Origin of the sequence: Streptomyces canus (assembly GCF_001514145.1) — a bacterium.
Taxonomy (GTDB): Bacteria; Actinomycetota; Actinomycetes; order Streptomycetales; family Streptomycetaceae; genus Streptomyces; species Streptomyces canus.
Genome location: NZ_KQ948657.1, coordinates 643,370 through 659,512, shown reverse-complemented (window position 1 = coordinate 659,512; position 16,143 = coordinate 643,370). Strand labels below are relative to the sequence as shown.

General features: G+C 72.1%; 9 protein-coding genes. 8 read left to right on the top strand and 1 reads right to left on the bottom strand.

Going from position 1 to position 16,143, the window contains the following annotated elements; all coding sequences use genetic code 11:
- Nucleotides 1–7: 7 nt before the first annotated feature.
- The 8 genes from AQJ46_RS07810 to AQJ46_RS07775 all read left to right on the top strand — a co-directional run bounded on the left by AQJ46_RS07810 (nucleotide 8) and on the right by AQJ46_RS07775 (nucleotide 14,862).
- Complete coding sequence (locus tag AQJ46_RS07810) at nucleotides 8–2,095, top strand: serine/threonine-protein kinase (protein WP_059204874.1); 2,088 nt, start codon at nucleotides 8–10, stop codon at nucleotides 2,093–2,095.
- 174 nt (nucleotides 2,096–2,269) lie between these two features.
- Nucleotides 2,270–5,092: a protein kinase gene (locus AQJ46_RS07805; RefSeq protein WP_225887270.1), complete on the top strand. Its 2,823-nt coding sequence runs from the start codon at nucleotides 2,270–2,272 to the stop codon at nucleotides 5,090–5,092.
- Nucleotides 5,093–5,244: 152 nt separating this feature from the next.
- Complete coding sequence (locus AQJ46_RS07800) at nucleotides 5,245–6,978, top strand: serine/threonine-protein kinase (protein WP_059204872.1); 1,734 nt, start codon at nucleotides 5,245–5,247, stop codon at nucleotides 6,976–6,978.
- Between the two features lie 58 nt (nucleotides 6,979–7,036).
- A complete protein-coding gene (locus tag AQJ46_RS07795) occupies nucleotides 7,037–8,620 on the top strand; it encodes a serine/threonine-protein kinase (RefSeq protein WP_059204871.1) in 1,584 nt (527 codons plus the stop codon).
- 75 nt (nucleotides 8,621–8,695) lie between these two features.
- Nucleotides 8,696–10,267: a serine/threonine-protein kinase gene (locus AQJ46_RS07790; RefSeq protein WP_059204870.1), complete on the top strand. Its 1,572-nt coding sequence runs from the start codon at nucleotides 8,696–8,698 to the stop codon at nucleotides 10,265–10,267.
- A gap of 80 nt (nucleotides 10,268–10,347) precedes the next feature.
- Nucleotides 10,348–11,286, top strand: a complete 939-nt coding sequence (locus AQJ46_RS07785; protein WP_059204869.1) for a serine/threonine-protein kinase — start codon at nucleotides 10,348–10,350, stop codon at nucleotides 11,284–11,286.
- Between the two features lie 137 nt (nucleotides 11,287–11,423).
- Nucleotides 11,424–13,037, top strand: a complete 1,614-nt coding sequence (locus AQJ46_RS07780; protein WP_059204868.1) for a succinic semialdehyde dehydrogenase — start codon at nucleotides 11,424–11,426, stop codon at nucleotides 13,035–13,037.
- A 46-nt stretch (nucleotides 13,038–13,083) separates the two neighbouring features.
- Nucleotides 13,084–14,862: a GMC family oxidoreductase N-terminal domain-containing protein gene (locus AQJ46_RS07775; RefSeq protein WP_059204867.1), complete on the top strand. Its 1,779-nt coding sequence runs from the start codon at nucleotides 13,084–13,086 to the stop codon at nucleotides 14,860–14,862.
- Between the two features lie 104 nt (nucleotides 14,863–14,966).
- Here AQJ46_RS07775 and AQJ46_RS56125 read toward each other — a convergent pair whose 3' ends face one another.
- Nucleotides 14,967–15,998, bottom strand: a complete 1,032-nt coding sequence (locus AQJ46_RS56125) for an LPXTG cell wall anchor domain-containing protein (protein WP_059204866.1) — start codon at nucleotides 15,996–15,998, stop codon at nucleotides 14,967–14,969.
- Nucleotides 15,999–16,143: the final 145 nt, after the last annotated feature.

Here is a 16,143-nt window from a genome sequence, read left to right as displayed (position 1 = left end):
GGGACGCATGTCGGACGCGGAGCGGGCGGGAGCATCCCGGCAGGACGAGAACGGCCGTCTCCTCGCCGGGCGGTACCGGCTGGGAGGAGTTCTCGGCCGCGGAGGCATGGGCACGGTGTGGCGTGCCGAGGACGAGACCCTGGGCAGGACGGTGGCCGTCAAGGAACTGCGGTTCCCGTCCAGCATCGACGAGGACGAGAAGCGCCGGCTGATCACGCGCACGCTGCGTGAGGCCAAGGCGATCGCGCGGATCCGCAACACCAGCGCGGTGACCGTGTACGACGTGGTCGACGAGGACGACCGGCCCTGGATCGTGATGGAGCTCGTCGAGGGCAAGTCGCTCGCCGAGGTCATCCGGGAGGACGGCCTGCTGGAGCCGAAGCGCGCGGCGGAGGTGGGCCTCGCGGTACTCGACGTGCTCAGGTCCGCGCACCGCGAGGGCATCCTGCACCGGGACGTGAAGCCGTCCAACGTGCTGATCTCCGAGGACGGCCGGGTCGTGCTCACCGACTTCGGCATCGCCCAGGTCGAGGGCGACCCGTCCATCACCTCCACCGGCATGCTCGTCGGCGCCCCGTCCTACATCTCCCCGGAGCGGGCCCGTGGGCACAAGCCGGGACCCGCGGCCGACCTGTGGTCGCTCGGAGGGCTGCTGTACGCGGCGGTCGAGGGCGCCCCGCCCTACGACAAGGGGTCCGCGATCGCGACGCTCACGGCGGTGATGACCGAGCCGCTGGAGGAGCCGAAGAACGCGGGACCGCTCAAGGACGTCATCTACGGCCTGCTCACCAAGGACCCCGCCCAGCGGATCGACGACGGCCGTGCCCGGGCCATGCTCACCGCGGTGATCCACGCGCCCGAGCCGAAGCCGGCGGAGCCGGAGCCCGCGGCGGACGCGACCCGGGTGGTGCCGTTGCCGGCGCAGCCGCAGGAGCGTGCGGGCGGGGAGGGGCTGCGCGGGGCGCTGCGTTCCGTGCGCAAGGCCGCCGGTGCCGCGGCGACGTCCGCGGCCGCGACTCGGACCAAATCCGGGAGCGGTAGCGCGGGTTCGGGTGGCGGAACGGTACCGGCCAAGGCTTCCGAGGCGGCTCCGGCGGCTCCGGCCGCCTCGGCCTCTCCCGCTGCCTCGACCTCGCCGGCCACCTCTACTCCTTCTGTGTCCCAGGGCAAGGGTGCGGCGAGTACCGCCTCCGGGTCGGCTTCGACGTCGGCTTCGAGCGGGGCGGCCGGCGTCCGGGACGGGAAGACGCAGGCCAACGCGGTCTCGGACGGGCGGAGTTCGGGATGGCCCGTGATGACGCCACCGCCGGACCTGGCGCCGAGGCCGGTGCCCAGGGCGCCGCTCACCGATGTGGTGCCGCGGCGGACACTGGTGATCATCGCGGTGGTCGTGGCGCTCGCGGTCCTCGGTACCGTGCTGGCCCTCACGCTCGGCGGGGACGACAGCGACGGGGCGAAGGGCGGCGGCTCCAAGGTGACGGCGGGCGCGGGCGCCGGCGCCGACACCAAGGAGGACAAGAGCGGGGGCACCCGGAGTGACGGGGCCACCACCGAGTCCGCCTCGCCGGAGGCCGGTGCGGGGGCCGGGAACACGCCCAGTACCGAGGAGAGCGGCCAGAGTTCGGAAGGGTCCTCCGGTTCGGGGGGCTCCGCCGACGACGGTGCGGTGGCCTCGACGTACCAGGGGGGCCAGGGGTACTCGATCGGGCTGCCGAAGGGGTGGAAGTTCCAGACCAGCAGTTCCGCGGGCGACCGGTTCACCGGGCCCGACGGTCAGAAACTGCTCGTCGCCTGGACCACCACGCCCAAGGGCGACCCGGTGGCGGACTGGGAGAACCAGGAGCAGAGCATGCGCCGCGCGCAGTACACCAAGATCCGGATAGAGAAGGTGGGCTACCGGGGCTGGAACGCGGCCGACTGGGAGTTCACCTATGTGGACAGCGGGACGAAGTACCGGACGATCGACCGTGGATTCGTCGTGAACGGCCATCTCGGATATGCGTTGATGTACACCGCGAAAGCCGCGAACTGGGGCACTGAGCTGCGCAAGGACTCATGGCACACGCTCGCTCGTACCTTCGAACCGAAGTCGTGACGCGCTCTGCGGTAAACGGTCATGTGTTTGGGCCCTGAGATCTGGAATCCCCTCTTTGCAGGTTGCCTCCGGCACGTATCGTGAGTGTTTGCGAACCGTCCGCATCCAGGTATGGGTACGGAACGGGCCACAAGGCGAACGGAATTGACCAACCGGGCGGCCGGGGGAGGCAACGTGGACGACTATGCGGGTCGGGTGCTCGCCGACCGCTACCGCCTGCCGCTGCCTCCGTCCGACGAGTACGAACTCACCGAGACCCGCGCCTTCGACACCTACAGCGGGCAGGAAGTCCTGGTCAGGCAGGTGCCGTTGCCCGAGGTCGTCGAGGCGGAGGTGCTCGACGCGGAGGGGCTGCCCGACGGGTTCACGGCCCGGGATCCCCGGGGTGCGCGGCGGACTTCGGGGCGGGGCGGTGCTCGCCGGCCCACGGAGCCTGCCGTGCGGCGGGCCGTCGAGGCGGCGCAGGCCGCCGCCCGGATCCCCGACCATCCTCGGCTCGACCAGGTCTTCGACGTGTTCGCCGAGGGCGGTTCGCTGTGGATCGTCAGCGAGTTGGTGCCCGCGCGGCCGCTCGCGGCACTGCTCGCCGAGAAGCCGCTGACGCCGTACCGGGCGGCCGAGGTCGCCTCGGACGTGCTCATGGCGCTGCGGGTGCTGCACGCGCACGGCTGGGTGCACCGCAACATCACCGCCCGTACGGTGCTCGTCTGCGACGACGGCCGGGTCATGCTGACCGGCCTCGCGGTCGGCGCGGCCGAGGAGGCACTGTGCGGGTACGACCCGGTGCCGGTCGAGGCGGGTGACTGGGGAGCCGGAGGCGGGGAGCCCGGGGCCGGGGCGGATGACGGTCCGGGCGGTGGACGTGCGGGTGCGGGAGCGCGTGAGTCTGCCGCGGGCCCGGGTGGTGCGCTCGGTGGCGTCGACGGGCGTGGGGGGCCTGGCGGATACGGGGTTCCCGGGCAGTCGACCGGTCCGGCCGGTGGGTTCGGCGCGGCGGGCAGGAGTGGTGGTGCCGGAGCGCCCGGCGGGGCTGGTGGCGCTCGTACGGCTCTCGGGAACGGCGGCGGTGCGGCCTTCGGGCTGGACGCCCGAAGTGCCGGGCCGGGCCCGGGTGGTGCGGTCACCTTCGGTGGCGGTGATCCCGAGGCCGCCCGGCGGGCCGCGATCGAGGCGCGGGAGGCCCGTGGGCTGCCCACTGCCGGGGTGGAGGCGGCGAACGGGACCGGGGCTTCGGCCGAACTCGTCCGCAGGGAGCCCGACGGCGGTACGGACATCCGCGCGGCGCGGGCCGGCGCGATCGCCGCGTATCGCGCGGGGGCACGGGCCGCGGCCCGGGTCCAGGAGGCGCAGAGCGGCAGGGCCGCCCTGCCCGGAGCCCGCCCGGCACCGGAGGCCGACCCCGAAGTACGAACGCACCGCGCCGACCCCGCCGTACAGGCCGACGGGGTGGCGCAGCCGCCGTATCCGTCCGGCAATGGCGTGCCGCAGCCGCCGTATCCCTCGGCCAACGGCGTTGCACAGCCCCCGCACCCGACGGTGAACGGCATCGAGCAGGCGCCCGGGGTCGGGGCTCCGGGACAGATAGTCGACCCCTATGGAGCGCGCCCGGCTCCCTGGCACGGTGCCGTGCCACGCGGCGGGGGTGCGGCGCCCGTGGGTGACGTTCCCGCTCTTGACGCCGTGCCCGCCGTTGATCAGGCGTCCGCGCCCACCCGCTGGGAGGACCTCCCCCCTGCCGATGCCCCCGCCCGCCGTGGCCCCGCCACCGCGCTCGCCGCCGAGCGGGCGCGGCAGGCCCGGATGGCCGTGGTGGGCCCCGTCACCGAGCGGTGGGCGCCGGAGCAGGCCGGGCCGGTGCATGAGAACTGGCAGCTCGCCGCGCCCATCGGGCCCGCGACCGACCTGTGGGCTCTCGGGGCCTTGCTGTTCCGGGCCGTCCAGGGGCATGCGCCGTATCCCGAGGAGTCGACGGCCGAGCTGGTGCAGTTGGTGTGCGCCGAGCCGCCCGCCTTCGCGGAGGAGTGCGGGCCGCTCAGGCCGGTCGTGGAGTCGCTGCTGCGGCAGGACCCGACCGAGCGGCTGGACTTCGAGGAACTGCGCGGCTGGCTGAGGTCGCTGGTGCGGTCCGCGCCCGAGCCGGAGGCCGGCGCCCATGTCGTCGCCGCGCCCCCGGTGGACACGAGCCGGCTGCCGATCGTGCGGCGCCGCGGCGAGTTGGTGCGCAGGCGGCGCGCCGGGCTGCCCGCGACGCACGGACGGCACAAGCGGGCCCGGGAGGAGGCCGCCCCCTCGCCGCGCCGCCTGGGCCGCAATCTGCTGCTGCTCATCCTGCTGGTGATGGCCGCGGCGATCGTGTACGCCATGTACTTCATGCCGAAGGCGGACCCCGACGACGAGGGCGCCGCACAGGAGACCGGTTCCACCAGTCAGGCCGGTCCCGCGCAGTCCCCATCGACCAGCAGTGAACCGCGGCCCGAGCAGACGACCCCCGAGCCGTCGCGGTCCAGCGGGGCCGCCGAGACCCAGACCGCCGGGCCCGAGGTCGCCGACGGCTTCACCCTGCGCACGGACCCCGAGGGCTTCAAGGTCGCGGTGGCGGGCGGCTGGGACCGCACCCCGAGGAACGGCCGCGGTCAGGTGGTCTACTCGCAGGGCAACTTCGAGCTGATCGTCGTGCCCGGGCGGGACACCGCGGCCGCGAACGGCAGCGATCCCATGGCGTACCAGCGGGAGAAGGAGCCCGAGCTCCAGCCGTACCGCGACTCGAGCTGGGCCACCGCCACCGGGCTGAAGTCGATCCAGGTGGGCACGCGGAGCATGGCCGAGGGGCAGTTCACCTGGACCGGCGACGACGGGCGCGAGCTGTACGTGCGCAATGTCGCGATCCTGATCGGCGGGAAGTACCACATCGTGCAGGTACGCGGGCCCGAGGCGGAGCGGGACGAGGTGACCCGGCTGTACGAGCAGGCGTCGGCCACCTACCAGGTGACCGGCTGACGGACGCCGTACGGGCGGCGCGGGTTCACTAGTACTTCGCGGAAGCGACAACCGTCACAGTGAGGTCTCCTTGACGCCCCCCTGGTTCCCCTCGGCGCGGGCCGGTCCTTAGTCTGACTGCGTCAAGAACATTGCGGGGAAACGTGAATCAGATGCAGGGCCTGCTCCTCGCGGGGCGTTACCGGCTCGCCGACCCGATAGGCAAGGGCGGCATGGGCCGGGTCTGGCGTGCCCATGACGAGGTGCTGCACCGGGCCGTGGCGATCAAGGAGTTGACCGCCGCGCTCTACGTTTCCGAGAGCGACCAGGCAGTGCTGCTCGCCCGGACCCGCGCCGAGGCGCGCGCTGCCGCCCGGATCAACCACTCGGCCGTCGTCACCGTGCACGACGTGCTCGACCACGACGGCCGGCCCTGGATCGTGATGGAGCTGGTCGAGGGCCGTTCGCTGGCGGACGCCGTCAAGGAGGACGGCCGGATCGAGGCGCGCGAGGCGGCCCGGATCGGGCTGTGGGTGCTGCGGGCCCTGCGTGCCGCGCACTCCGCCGGGGTGCTGCACCGGGACATCAAGCCCGGCAACGTCCTTCTCGCGCAGGACGGCCGCGTCCTGCTCACCGACTTCGGCATCGCCCAGATCGAGGGCGACACCACCATCACCCGCACCGGAGAGGTCGTCGGCTCGGTCGACTACCTCGCCCCCGAGCGGGTGCGCGGCGCCGACCCCGGCCCGTCCGCCGACCTGTGGGCGCTGGGCGCCACGCTGTACACGGCGGTCGAGGGACGCTCGCCGTTCCGCCGTACGACCCCGCTGACCACCATGCAGGCCGTCGTCGACGAGGAACCCGCCGAGCCGCGCCACGCCGGCCCCCTCGGGCCCGTCATCGCCGCCCTGCTGCACAAGGATCCCGCCGTGCGGCCCGAAGCGGCCGAGGCCGAGCAGATGCTCGCCGAGGCGGCGGAGGGCCGGCGGCCGAGCGCGGCGCAGGCGTATGTGCCGACGCAACATGTGCGTTCCAGCCATGAGCCGGGGGCGCGCAGCGGGTCCCACGGTGGGCTCGGCACACCGACGACGGGCACACCGGTCAGCGGTACGTCGTATGCCTCGGCCACGGGACCGTCGTATTCCTCGGGCTCGGGCCGTTCGTACCACGCCGGCACCGGTGCGCCGTATCCCCAGGCGACCGGGCCCACGACCATCGGTCCGCCGCCCCACACCGGCACCGGCCCCATGACGCCCGCCGCCCCGCCCAGGCGCCGCCGCCTGCGGAACTTCGTACTCGTGGTGGCGCTCGCGGCGATCGTGAGCGCCGGAACCGCGATCGGCCTGCAGAAGTGGGACGAGGGGCGGAAGTCGGGCGGTACGTCGAGTGCGCCGCCCAGTCCCACACCGAGCTCGCAGACCGGGGGAGGTGCCACGGACGGCTGGGAGCGGCACGACGATCCCGTGGGCTTCAGTGTGTCTCTGCCCCGGGGCTGGGAGAGGTCGGTCTTCGGGACCCCCGCCGACGGGCTGACCCAGATCGACTACTCGCCGGACGAGGGCAAGCACTTCATCCGGATCGCCGTCGACACCTCGCCGGACTTCGACGACCCCCTCCTCCACCAGCGTGACCTGGAAAAGCAGATCGACGGGCTAAAGGATTACCACCGCGTCGGCATGGTCAGGAACACCTACCGGGACCGGCCGGGCGCCCGGTGGGAGTACACCTGGACGGCGCTGCCCAAGGACATCGCCTTCCCCGGGCCGCGCCGGGCCGTGGAGGAGACGTACATGTCCCGGGATGGCGTCGAGTACGCGATCTACATGTCGTCGCCCGCGAAGAGCTGGCCGACCACCAGCAAGCAGTTCACGAGGGTGCTCCAGAGCTGGAACGAGCCGAACAGCTGACGGAGTTGGCCGGTCACCGTCCCGGAGGGCATCCGTCCGCTGCGGCATGATGGGGCGCATGGGGACCGAGGGGGACACCTTCCGTGTGATCGCGGGCCGTTATCGCCTGGAGGCGAGGATCGGGCGCGGCGGCATGGGCGTGGTGTGGCGGGCGACCGACCAACTGCTCGGCCGGCAGGTGGCCGTCAAGGAGATCCCCCTCGACGAGGCACTCTCCGCCGAGGACGCCCGGCTCCAGCGCGACCGGACCCTGCGCGAGGCCGGCGCGGTGGCCCGGCTGTCCCACCCGCACGTCATCGTCGTCCACGACGTGGTCGAGCAGGACGAACGGCCGTACATCGTCATGGAGTTGATCGACGGCGGCTCCCTCGCCGACCGGATCTCCGCGCACGGCCCGGTCGACGCCGCCGAGGCCGCCCGGATCGGTGCCGACCTTCTGAGCGCGTTGCGCGCGGCGCACACGGCCGGGGTCCTGCACCGGGACATCAAGCCCGCCAACGTGCTCGTCGAGTCCGGCACCGGCCGGGTCGTGCTCACCGACTTCGGCATCGCCCAGGTCGCGGGCGCCACCACCCTCACCGAGACCGGCTCCTTCGTCGGCTCGCCCGAGTACACCGCACCCGAGCGGATGTCCGGGGTCAGAACCGGCCCGGAGGCCGACCTGTGGTCCCTCGGCGCGTTGCTGTGCACGGCCCTGAGCGGTGAATCGCCGTTCAGGCGTGACTCGTTGGGCGGCATCCTGCACGCCGTCGTCATCGACGAGATCCGGCCGCCCGCGCAGGCCGCGCCGCTCCTTCCCGTCGTACGGGGACTGCTGGAGCGCGACCCCGAGCGGCGGCTGGACGCGGTGGAGGCGGAGCGGATGCTGCGGGCCTTCGGGGAGACGGGCCGCACGCCGCCGCGCCGCGCACCCGAGCGTACGTACACGCCGACCCGGCGGGATCTTCCGCTACGGCGGTCACCGGCGCCGGAGCGGGCCCGCAGCGGTGGGCTCATGGCGCCGGTGCGCCGGCGGCGGGGCGTGCTCGCGGCGGTGCTGCTGGTCGCCGTGACGGCGGGAGCGGGGGTGTCGGCGGCCGTGCTGCTGATGGACCGGGGCGGGGGTGACGGCCGTACGGCCGCCGGTAGTCCGGTGCCCGGGACACCCACGAACAGCCCGACCGGAACGGCGAAACCCGCGCCCACCGTGACCCTTCCCTCCGCCCCCTCCGGTTACCGCGTCGCCGAGGACCCCGCCGGGTTCGCGCTCGCCGTGCCCGACGGGTTCACCCGTGAGCCGCAGGGGGAGCGGGTCTTCTACCTGTCGTCCGGGGAGACCTTCCGGCTCGGCGTCAAGGTGACCGACCCCCAACCCGGTGGCCCCATGGGCGTGATGCGGCGCGCGGCCGCCAAGGGCCCGGAGACCAACCCCGGTTACCGTGACGGCCGGGTCACCTCGGTCACGCACCGTGGACGGTCCGCCGCGTTCTGGGAGTTCACCTGGGACGGCTTCAGCGCGGCCGAGGGCGCCCGGCACACCTACGACGTGTGCTGGGAGGAGAACGGCCGGCTGTACGACGTGTGGGTGTCGGCACCGATGGGGAAGGCGCGGGAGGCCAAGGAGTACTTCGACGTGGCGGTCGACACGTTCACCGTGCCATAGCGATACGTCACGGGTGTGTGACCGGAACGCGTCACCTCTGGATGCGTGCGGGTCTGGCGCGATATGGATGAACCCATGAGCAGCAGCGGGGGAGTCGGCCACGAGTCCGACGAGACGACGAGTTATGTACTGCAACCTCCCAGAGCCCCTGAGCCGGAGCCGGGCGTCGGCCGGCTCATCGCGGGCCGATACCGGCTGCTCGCCAAGCTCGGGCACGGTGGCATGGGCACGGTGTGGCGGGCCAAGGACGAGACGGTGGACCGCGAGGTGGCCGTCAAGGAACCCCGCGTCCCGGATCACCTTCCCGAACGTGAACAAGGAAACGCCTTCGAGCGGATGCGTCGTGAGGCACGCGCCGCAGCCCGGCTGGACCATCCCTCCGTCGTGAACGTGCATGACGTGGCGGTCGTGGACGGCCGGCCGTGGATCGTGATGGAGCTGGTGCAGGGCCGTTCGCTGGGCGACGCGCTGCAAGAGGGCACCCTCGGGGCGCGGGAAGCGGCGAGAATCGGCCTCGAGGTGCTCGGCGCGCTGGAGGCCGCGCACGCGGCGGGCATTCTGCACAGGGATGTGAAACCGGACAACGTCCTGCTCGGCCGCTACGACCGGGTCGTCCTCACCGACTTCGGCATCGCCCAGATCGAGGGTGAGACCAACCTGACCGACACCGGCGGCTTCGTCGGCTCGCCCGAGTTCATCGCCCCCGAGCGAGTGCTGGGTCAGCGTCCTGGCCCCGCCTCCGACCTCTGGTCCCTCGGCGTGGTCCTGTACGCGGCGACGGAAGGCGTCTCGCCGTTCCGCCGCAGCAACACCCCCGCGACCCTTCAGTCGGTCCTCAACGCCACGCCCGCGCCGCCCGCCGCCGCGCACGGCCCGCTCGCGGACGCCATCAACGGCCTGCTCCAGAAGGACCCGGCACGCCGCCCGAACGCCGCGCAGGTCAGGGCGCTCCTGGAGGCCACCGCCCACCCGCCCGTCCCCGAACCGACGCAGATCGTGCGGACCGTGGAGGTCCCGGCGGGCGGAAGCCTCCGGCTGGGCCGCAGGGCGTGGTTCGGGCTCGGCGGGGCGGTCGTCGCGGCCGCGGTGGCGGCGTATCTGGTGATCGCGGACCCGTTCGCGGGGCCGCTGCCGGACGGCTGGACCAAGAAGCACACCAAGGACGTCGCCGCGACGCTGGCGGTGCCCGCGGACTACCAGCCCACCACGCCCGACCGGAAGACGGACAAGACCCACTGGATCACGTACGCCGACTACAGCGGCAGCATCTGGATCGGACTGAGGCTGGACCGCAAGGCCGAGGACACCGCCCACAACATCGCGGGGTCCGCGGCCGCCGAGATGTACGACGACGACAGCCGGTACAAGGAGAGCGGCGAGTACGACCTCAGCATGCCGGACACCGCGAAGACCCGGCCGGAGGACGAGACGTACCAGGGCCGGAAGGCCGCCAAGAACACCGTCAAGTACACGACGACGGACACGCAGAACCCCCGCCCCCGCGAACTCCAGATCTTCTACTACCGGACCTCCACCGGCGACATGTACAAACTCACCGTCAGCTATCCCGGCAAGGGGGACTTCACCGGGCGGGGGCGGGAGGTGGCGCGGGCGGCGATCGCCAATCTGGGGGTGGACCGGCTCTGACGCCGCCGAGTTCGAGGTCCGGGACGGCCTCTGACCCCGTCACTTCGACAACGGCGCGATGCGCACGGTACTCATGTGCCATGAGCGAAGACGGCGAGCACTCGTCCGACGGACGTCTGATCGGTGGGCGTTACCGACTCGTCGAGCGGGTCGGCTCCGGGCCGAACGGCACGGTGTGGCGGGCTCGGGACGAGCAGGACGAGCGGTATGTCGCCGTCAAGGAACCTCTTCTGACCGGGGATCCGGAGGACGAGGAGAGGCAGCGGGCCGCGCACCGGCTGCCGCACGAGGCCCGGGCCGCCGCGCGGGTCGACCATCCGGCGGCCGTCGCCATTCATGACGTACTCCTCGACGACGAACTGCCCTGGATCGTCATGGAGTTGGTGGAGGGCGAGTCGCTGGAGGCCGCCCTCGCCGGGAGGGGGCCACTGGCGGACGCCGACGCCGCGCGGATCGGGCTCGCCGTCCTCGGCGCGCTGCACGCCGCCCACCGTGTCGGCATCGTCCACCGCGACTTGAAGCCGTCCAACGTCCTCCTCGAAGCCGGCGGCGAACGGGTCGTCGTAACCGACTTCGGCATCGGCGCCTCCGGGCGGGGCACCGCCGAGGAGGCCGCCGCCGGTTTCGTCGCCCCGGAGTGCGCCTCAGGGCGGGGCGCGGGGCCCGCCTCCGACCTGTGGTCGCTGGGTGCGCTGCTGCGCTCGGCCGTGGCAGGCGGCGAGGTCGAGGAGGGCGGGCCCCTCGGTCGGCTGCTGGAGCGGCTCCTTGCCGCCGAACCGGAGGCGCGTCCGGCGGCGGCGGAGGCCGCCGAGGTGCTGGCCGAGGTCGCCGGGACGAGCCTGCCGACGTGGGCCGCGGAAGAGCTCGCCTCACCTCCGGCCGCGCAAGCCCCGGCACCCGCCCCTGTGCTGACCCCCGCCGACGCCCCCGACCCGACCCCCGCGACCCATGAACCCCGCCGTATCACCGCACTCTCCGCCCTCGGCCTCCTGCTGCAGAAAAAACCCGAACGCGGCTGATCACCCCCACCTCATCCCCTCTCAACCCCCTGATCAGCACATTCATCGCCAGCTATCACTGGCACGGTGTGTGTACGTCGTGAACGCCCGTTACCGACGGGTACCCAAAGCCCCCGCTCCCGAATACCCTGCGGCTCATGACGGACGCGCAGGCCCCGGCCAAGACCGGCACGAACCCCCTCGCCCCCGCCCCGGAGGGCGCCCGTACCGCGGCCGACGTGGTCACCCCGGAGCTGGTCGCCCAGCTCACCAAGGGCGTGACCGGGTCCGGCCGTACCGCCAACCACACGCCGTTCACCGGCGAGAAGCTGGCCGACCTGCCAGAGTCGACGCCCGAGGACGTGGAGAAGGCCTTCGAGGCGGCCCGCAGGGCGCAGGCGGTGTGGGAGCAGACCCCCGTACGGCAGCGCGCGGCCGTCCTGCTCCGCTTCCACGACCTGATCCTGGAGCGCCAGGCCGAGGTCCTCGACCTCATCCAGCTGGAGACCGGCAAGGCCCGGCTGCACGCCCACGAGGAGGTGCAGGCGGTCGCCGTGGCGGCGCGGCACTACGGCCGTAAAGCGCCCGCCTATCTCAAGCCGAAGCGGCACACCGGCGCCGTGCCCACCCTCACCAAGGTCACCGAGCTGCGCCACCCGCGCGGGGTCGTCGGCCAGATCGCCCCCTGGAACTACCCGCTGGAGCTGTCCGTCGGCGACGCGCTCCCCGCCTTCGTCGCGGGCAACGCCGTCGTCATGAAGCCGGACACCGAGACCTGCCTGACCGCCCTGTGGGCCCGCGACCTGCTCGTCGAGGCCGGCCTGCCCGCCGAGGTCTTCCAGGTCGTCCTCGGCGAGGGGCCCGTCGTCGGTCCCGAGGTCGTCCGGCACGCCGACTACGTCTCCTTCACCGGCTCCACCCGCACCGGGCGTGAGGTCGCCCAGGGCGCCGCCGCCCGCCTCGTCGGCGTCTCCCTCGAACTCGGCGGCAAGAACGCCATGCTGGTCCTGGAGGACGCCGACATCGAGAAGGCCGCCGCCGGTGCCGTCCGCGCCTGCTTCTCCTCCGCCGGCCAACTCTGCATCTCCATCGAGCGGTTGTACGTCCACGAGTCGATCGCGGACGCCTTCCTGGAGCGCTTCGCCGCCCGGACGAAGGCCATGCGGCTCGGCAAGTCCCTCGCGTACGGCGCCGACATGGGCTCGCTGGTGGGGGAGCGGCAGCTGGAGACCGTCACCCGGCACGTCGAGGAGGCCGTCGAGAAGGGCGCCAGGGTCGTCACCGGCGGTGTCGCCCGCCCGGACATCGGCCCGTACTTCTTCGAGCCGACCATCCTCGACGGCGTCACCGAGCCGATGGCGGTGTGCGCGGAGGAGACCTTCGGCCCGGTCGTGTCGATCTACCGTTTCAAGACCGAGGATGAGGCGGTCGAGCTCGCCAACTCCACGCCGTACGGCCTGAATTCGTCGGTGTGGACGAAGGACGGCAGGCGCGGCCGCGAGATCGCCTCCCGGGTGCGGGCCGGCACGGTCAACGTCAACGAGGGATACGCCTCCGCCTACGGCAGCGTCCAGTCCCCGATGGGCGGCATGAAGGACTCCGGCCTCGGCCGCCGCCACGGCTCCGAGGGCATCCTCAAGTACACCGAGGCCCAGACGATCGCCCAGCAGCGACTGCTCCCGATGGCGCCCTCGATGGGCATGGACGACGAGAAGTACGCGGCGTTCATGAGCCGCAGCCTGAGGCTGATGAAGGCCTTCCGCTTGAAGTAGCCGAACAGGAACACCCTCTCAACCCTGTTCTCAACGAGGAGAGCACGTGCCACAGGACACCTACGACTACGACGTCATCGTCGTCGGCTCCGGCTTCGGCGGCAGTGTCACCGCCCTTCGCCTCACCGAGAAGGGCTACCGCGTAGGTGTCCTGGAAGCCGGCCGCCGTTTCACCCGCGAGACCCTCCCCAGGAACTCCTGGGACCTGAAGAACTACCTCTGGGCGCCGAAACTCGGCATGTTCGGCATCCAGCGCATCCACCTCCTGGGCAACGTCATGGTCCTCGCGGGGGCGGGCGTCGGTGGCGGCTCCCTCAACTACGCCAACACCCTCTACGTCCCCCCGAAGCCCTTCTTCGAGGACCCCCAGTGGCGTGACATCACGGACTGGCAGGAGGAGTTGACGCCGTACTACGACCAGGCCCGCCGCATGCTCGGCGTACGGCTCAACCCGACGACGACCCCCTCCGACGTCCACCTCAAGGCGGCCGCCGAGCGGATGGGCGTCGGCGACACCTTCCACATGGCCCCGGTCGGCGTGTTCTTCGGGGACGGCGAGGACGCGGACGGCGCCGCCAAGGCCAACCCCGGTGAGCAGGTGAACGACCCCTACTTCGGCGGCGCGGGTCCCGCCCGCAAGGCCTGCACCGAGTGCGGCGAGTGCATGACCGGCTGCCGGCACGGCGCCAAGAACACCCTGAACGAGAACTACCTCTACCTCGCCGAGAAGGCGGGCGCGGTCGTGCACCCCCTCACCTCCGTCGTGTCGGTCACCGACGACTCCCGGGGCGGCTACGCGGTCGCGACCCTCCCCACCGACGCGCGCCGCAAGGCGAAGGGCCGCACCTTCACGGCCCGCCAGGTCGTCATCGCCGCCGGCACCTACGGCACCCAGACCCTCCTGCACCGCATGAAGGCCGGCCGCCAACTGCCGTACATCTCGGACCGGTTGGGCGAGCTCACCCGCACCAACTCCGAGGCCCTGGTCGGCGCCCAGACCGACAACCGCCGCTACCGAAGGGCGACCGGCGTGCCGAAGGTCGACTTCACCCAGGGCGTCGCCATCACCTCGTCCATCCACCCGGACGAGAACACCCACATCGAGCCGGTCCGCTACGGCAAGGGCTCCAACTCGATGGGCGGCCTGTCGATCCTCCAGGTGCCGTACGCCGAGGGCTCGTCGAGGGTCATGGCCTGGCTGGCGAACGCCGCGAAGCACCCGCTTCTCGTCCTGCGCTCCCTCTCCAACCGCCGCTGGTCGGAGAAGACCATCATCGGCCTGGTCATGCAGTCACTGGACAACTCCCTGACGACGTACCTGAAACCGGACGGCGTCGGCAAGGGCCTGCTCACCGCCCGCCAGGGCCACGGCGCCCCGAACCCCAAGCAGATCAGGGCCGCTTCCGAGGCCGCTTCCGCGATCGCCGCCGACATCAACGGCTTCGCCGGCTCCAACGTCGGCGAGCTGATGGGCGCCCCGCTCACCGCCCACTTCCTCGGCGGCTGTCCCATCGGCTCCTCCCGCGACACCGGCGTCATCGACCCGTACCACCGGCTCTACGGCCACCCGGGGATCTCGGTCGTGGACGGCGCCGCGGTCTCCGCCAACCTCGGCGTGAACCCCTCCCTCACCATCACCGCGCAGGCCGAGCGCGCGATGTCGTACTGGCCCAACAAGGGCGAGCAGGACCCGCGTCCGGCGCAGGGCGAGGCGTACGCGCGTCTGAACCCCGTCGAGCCCAAGTCACCGGCGGTCCCGGCGGAGGCCTTCGGCGCGCTGAAGCTGCCGTTCCTGGGGATGCCGGCGGTGCCGAAGAAGTCGTAGAGCGCGAAAACGCCAAAGAGAAGGACCTGCACCCCCCTCCGAGCACAGGTCCTTCTCTTCTTTTTGCGGTCAAGCTGTGTGTACGGCTTTCACGGCCCTACGACTCAGGCGTGGGCGCCGGTCGCACCCTTGCGCCGCTTCACCGCGAAGACCACACCGGTACCGGCGACGACGGCGAAGCCGCCGACGAGGCCGAGGACCGGCAGGGCCGAGCTGGAACCGGTCTCGGCGAGCTGGCCGTCCACGTCGACGTCGTTGACGTCGGAGATGGCGCTCTTGCCGCCGGTCTGCGGCTTGGCGTCGTTCGGCTTGCCGGGGTTGGAGCCGGCCGGCAGGACCTCGAAGTAGTAGATGCCGTAGTTCTCGTCGCTGGAGACCCAGCAGCCCTTCTCGTCGGAGTACTCGGCGAGACCGATGGCGATGCCGATCGCGCTCGGGACCTTGCGGTCGACCTTTACCCGCAGCTGGTAGCTGAGGGAGTCGCCGCCGTCGAGGGAGAAGGCGTTGAACGAGCCGCCCTCGCCGAACTGCGTGGACACGTCGACCCAGGAGCTGCCCTGCTTCACCTGCACGGTGACCAGGTCGCTGTAGTCCTCCTCGAAGTCCCAGTCGACCGCCCCGACACCGACGAAGGGCTGGATGTCCTTGATCGTGTCGTCACCGGAGTTCTTCACGTTGAACTTGAAGTTCGTCCAGCCGCTGCCCGCCACGATGCTCTCGGGCAGACCGGTCAGCGAGCTGTGCAGCGCGTCGCTGTCGTTGATGACCGGGGCGCCGTCCTCGTCGACCTCGCACTCGTCGATGGGCTCGTCGCTCGCGCTGGGCGAGGGGCTGGTGCTGGCGCTGGCCGAGCCGGACGGGCTCGTGGAAGGGCTGGTGCTCGCGGTGGCCGAGCCGGAGGCAGTCGTGGAGGGTGCGCCCGTGGCAGGCGTGCTCGCCGGGTCCGCCGGGGTCGTCGCCGGGTCCGCCGGAGTGCTCTCGGGGGCCGTCGTGGTGGCGTCGGCGGGCGTGCTCTCCGTCGCGGTCGGAGCGGGGGACTCGGACTCGTCCGCGAACGCGGTCGGCGCGGCGAACAGGGCCAGCGGCGCTATCGCGGCGGTCGCGGCCGCGGCGGCCAGTGCACGGCGAAGCTTCATGAAGACCTCGGAAGTCAGGTGTGCCGCGTTTCCCGCAGCACGCGTCAGGGAGAGGCCTCCGCGTGTGGGGCGCGGGTGGGGCCCGTGGTTCGTGAGGTTTGATCCACGACACCTGTGAATGGTTGTGCGGGCATTCACAGAAAAC

Bases quoted from the DNA above. Each gene is read 5' to 3' on its own strand.
- AQJ46_RS07785 (WP_059204869.1), top strand. From the start codon at position 10,348: ATGAGCGAAGACGGCGAGCACTCGTCCGACGGACGTCTGATCGGTGGG.
- AQJ46_RS07795 (WP_059204871.1), top strand. From the start codon at position 7,037: ATGGGGACCGAGGGGGACACCTTCCGTGTGATCGCGGGCCGTTATCGC.
- AQJ46_RS07780 (WP_059204868.1), top strand. From the start codon at position 11,424: ATGACGGACGCGCAGGCCCCGGCCAAGACCGGCACGAACCCCCTCGCC.
- AQJ46_RS07800 (WP_059204872.1), top strand. From the start codon at position 5,245: ATGCAGGGCCTGCTCCTCGCGGGGCGTTACCGGCTCGCCGACCCGATA.
- AQJ46_RS07810 (WP_059204874.1), top strand. From the start codon at position 8: ATGTCGGACGCGGAGCGGGCGGGAGCATCCCGGCAGGACGAGAACGGC.
- AQJ46_RS56125 (WP_059204866.1), bottom strand. From the start codon at position 15,998: ATGAAGCTTCGCCGTGCACTGGCCGCCGCGGCCGCGACCGCCGCGATA.
- AQJ46_RS07790 (WP_059204870.1), top strand. From the start codon at position 8,696: ATGAGCAGCAGCGGGGGAGTCGGCCACGAGTCCGACGAGACGACGAGT.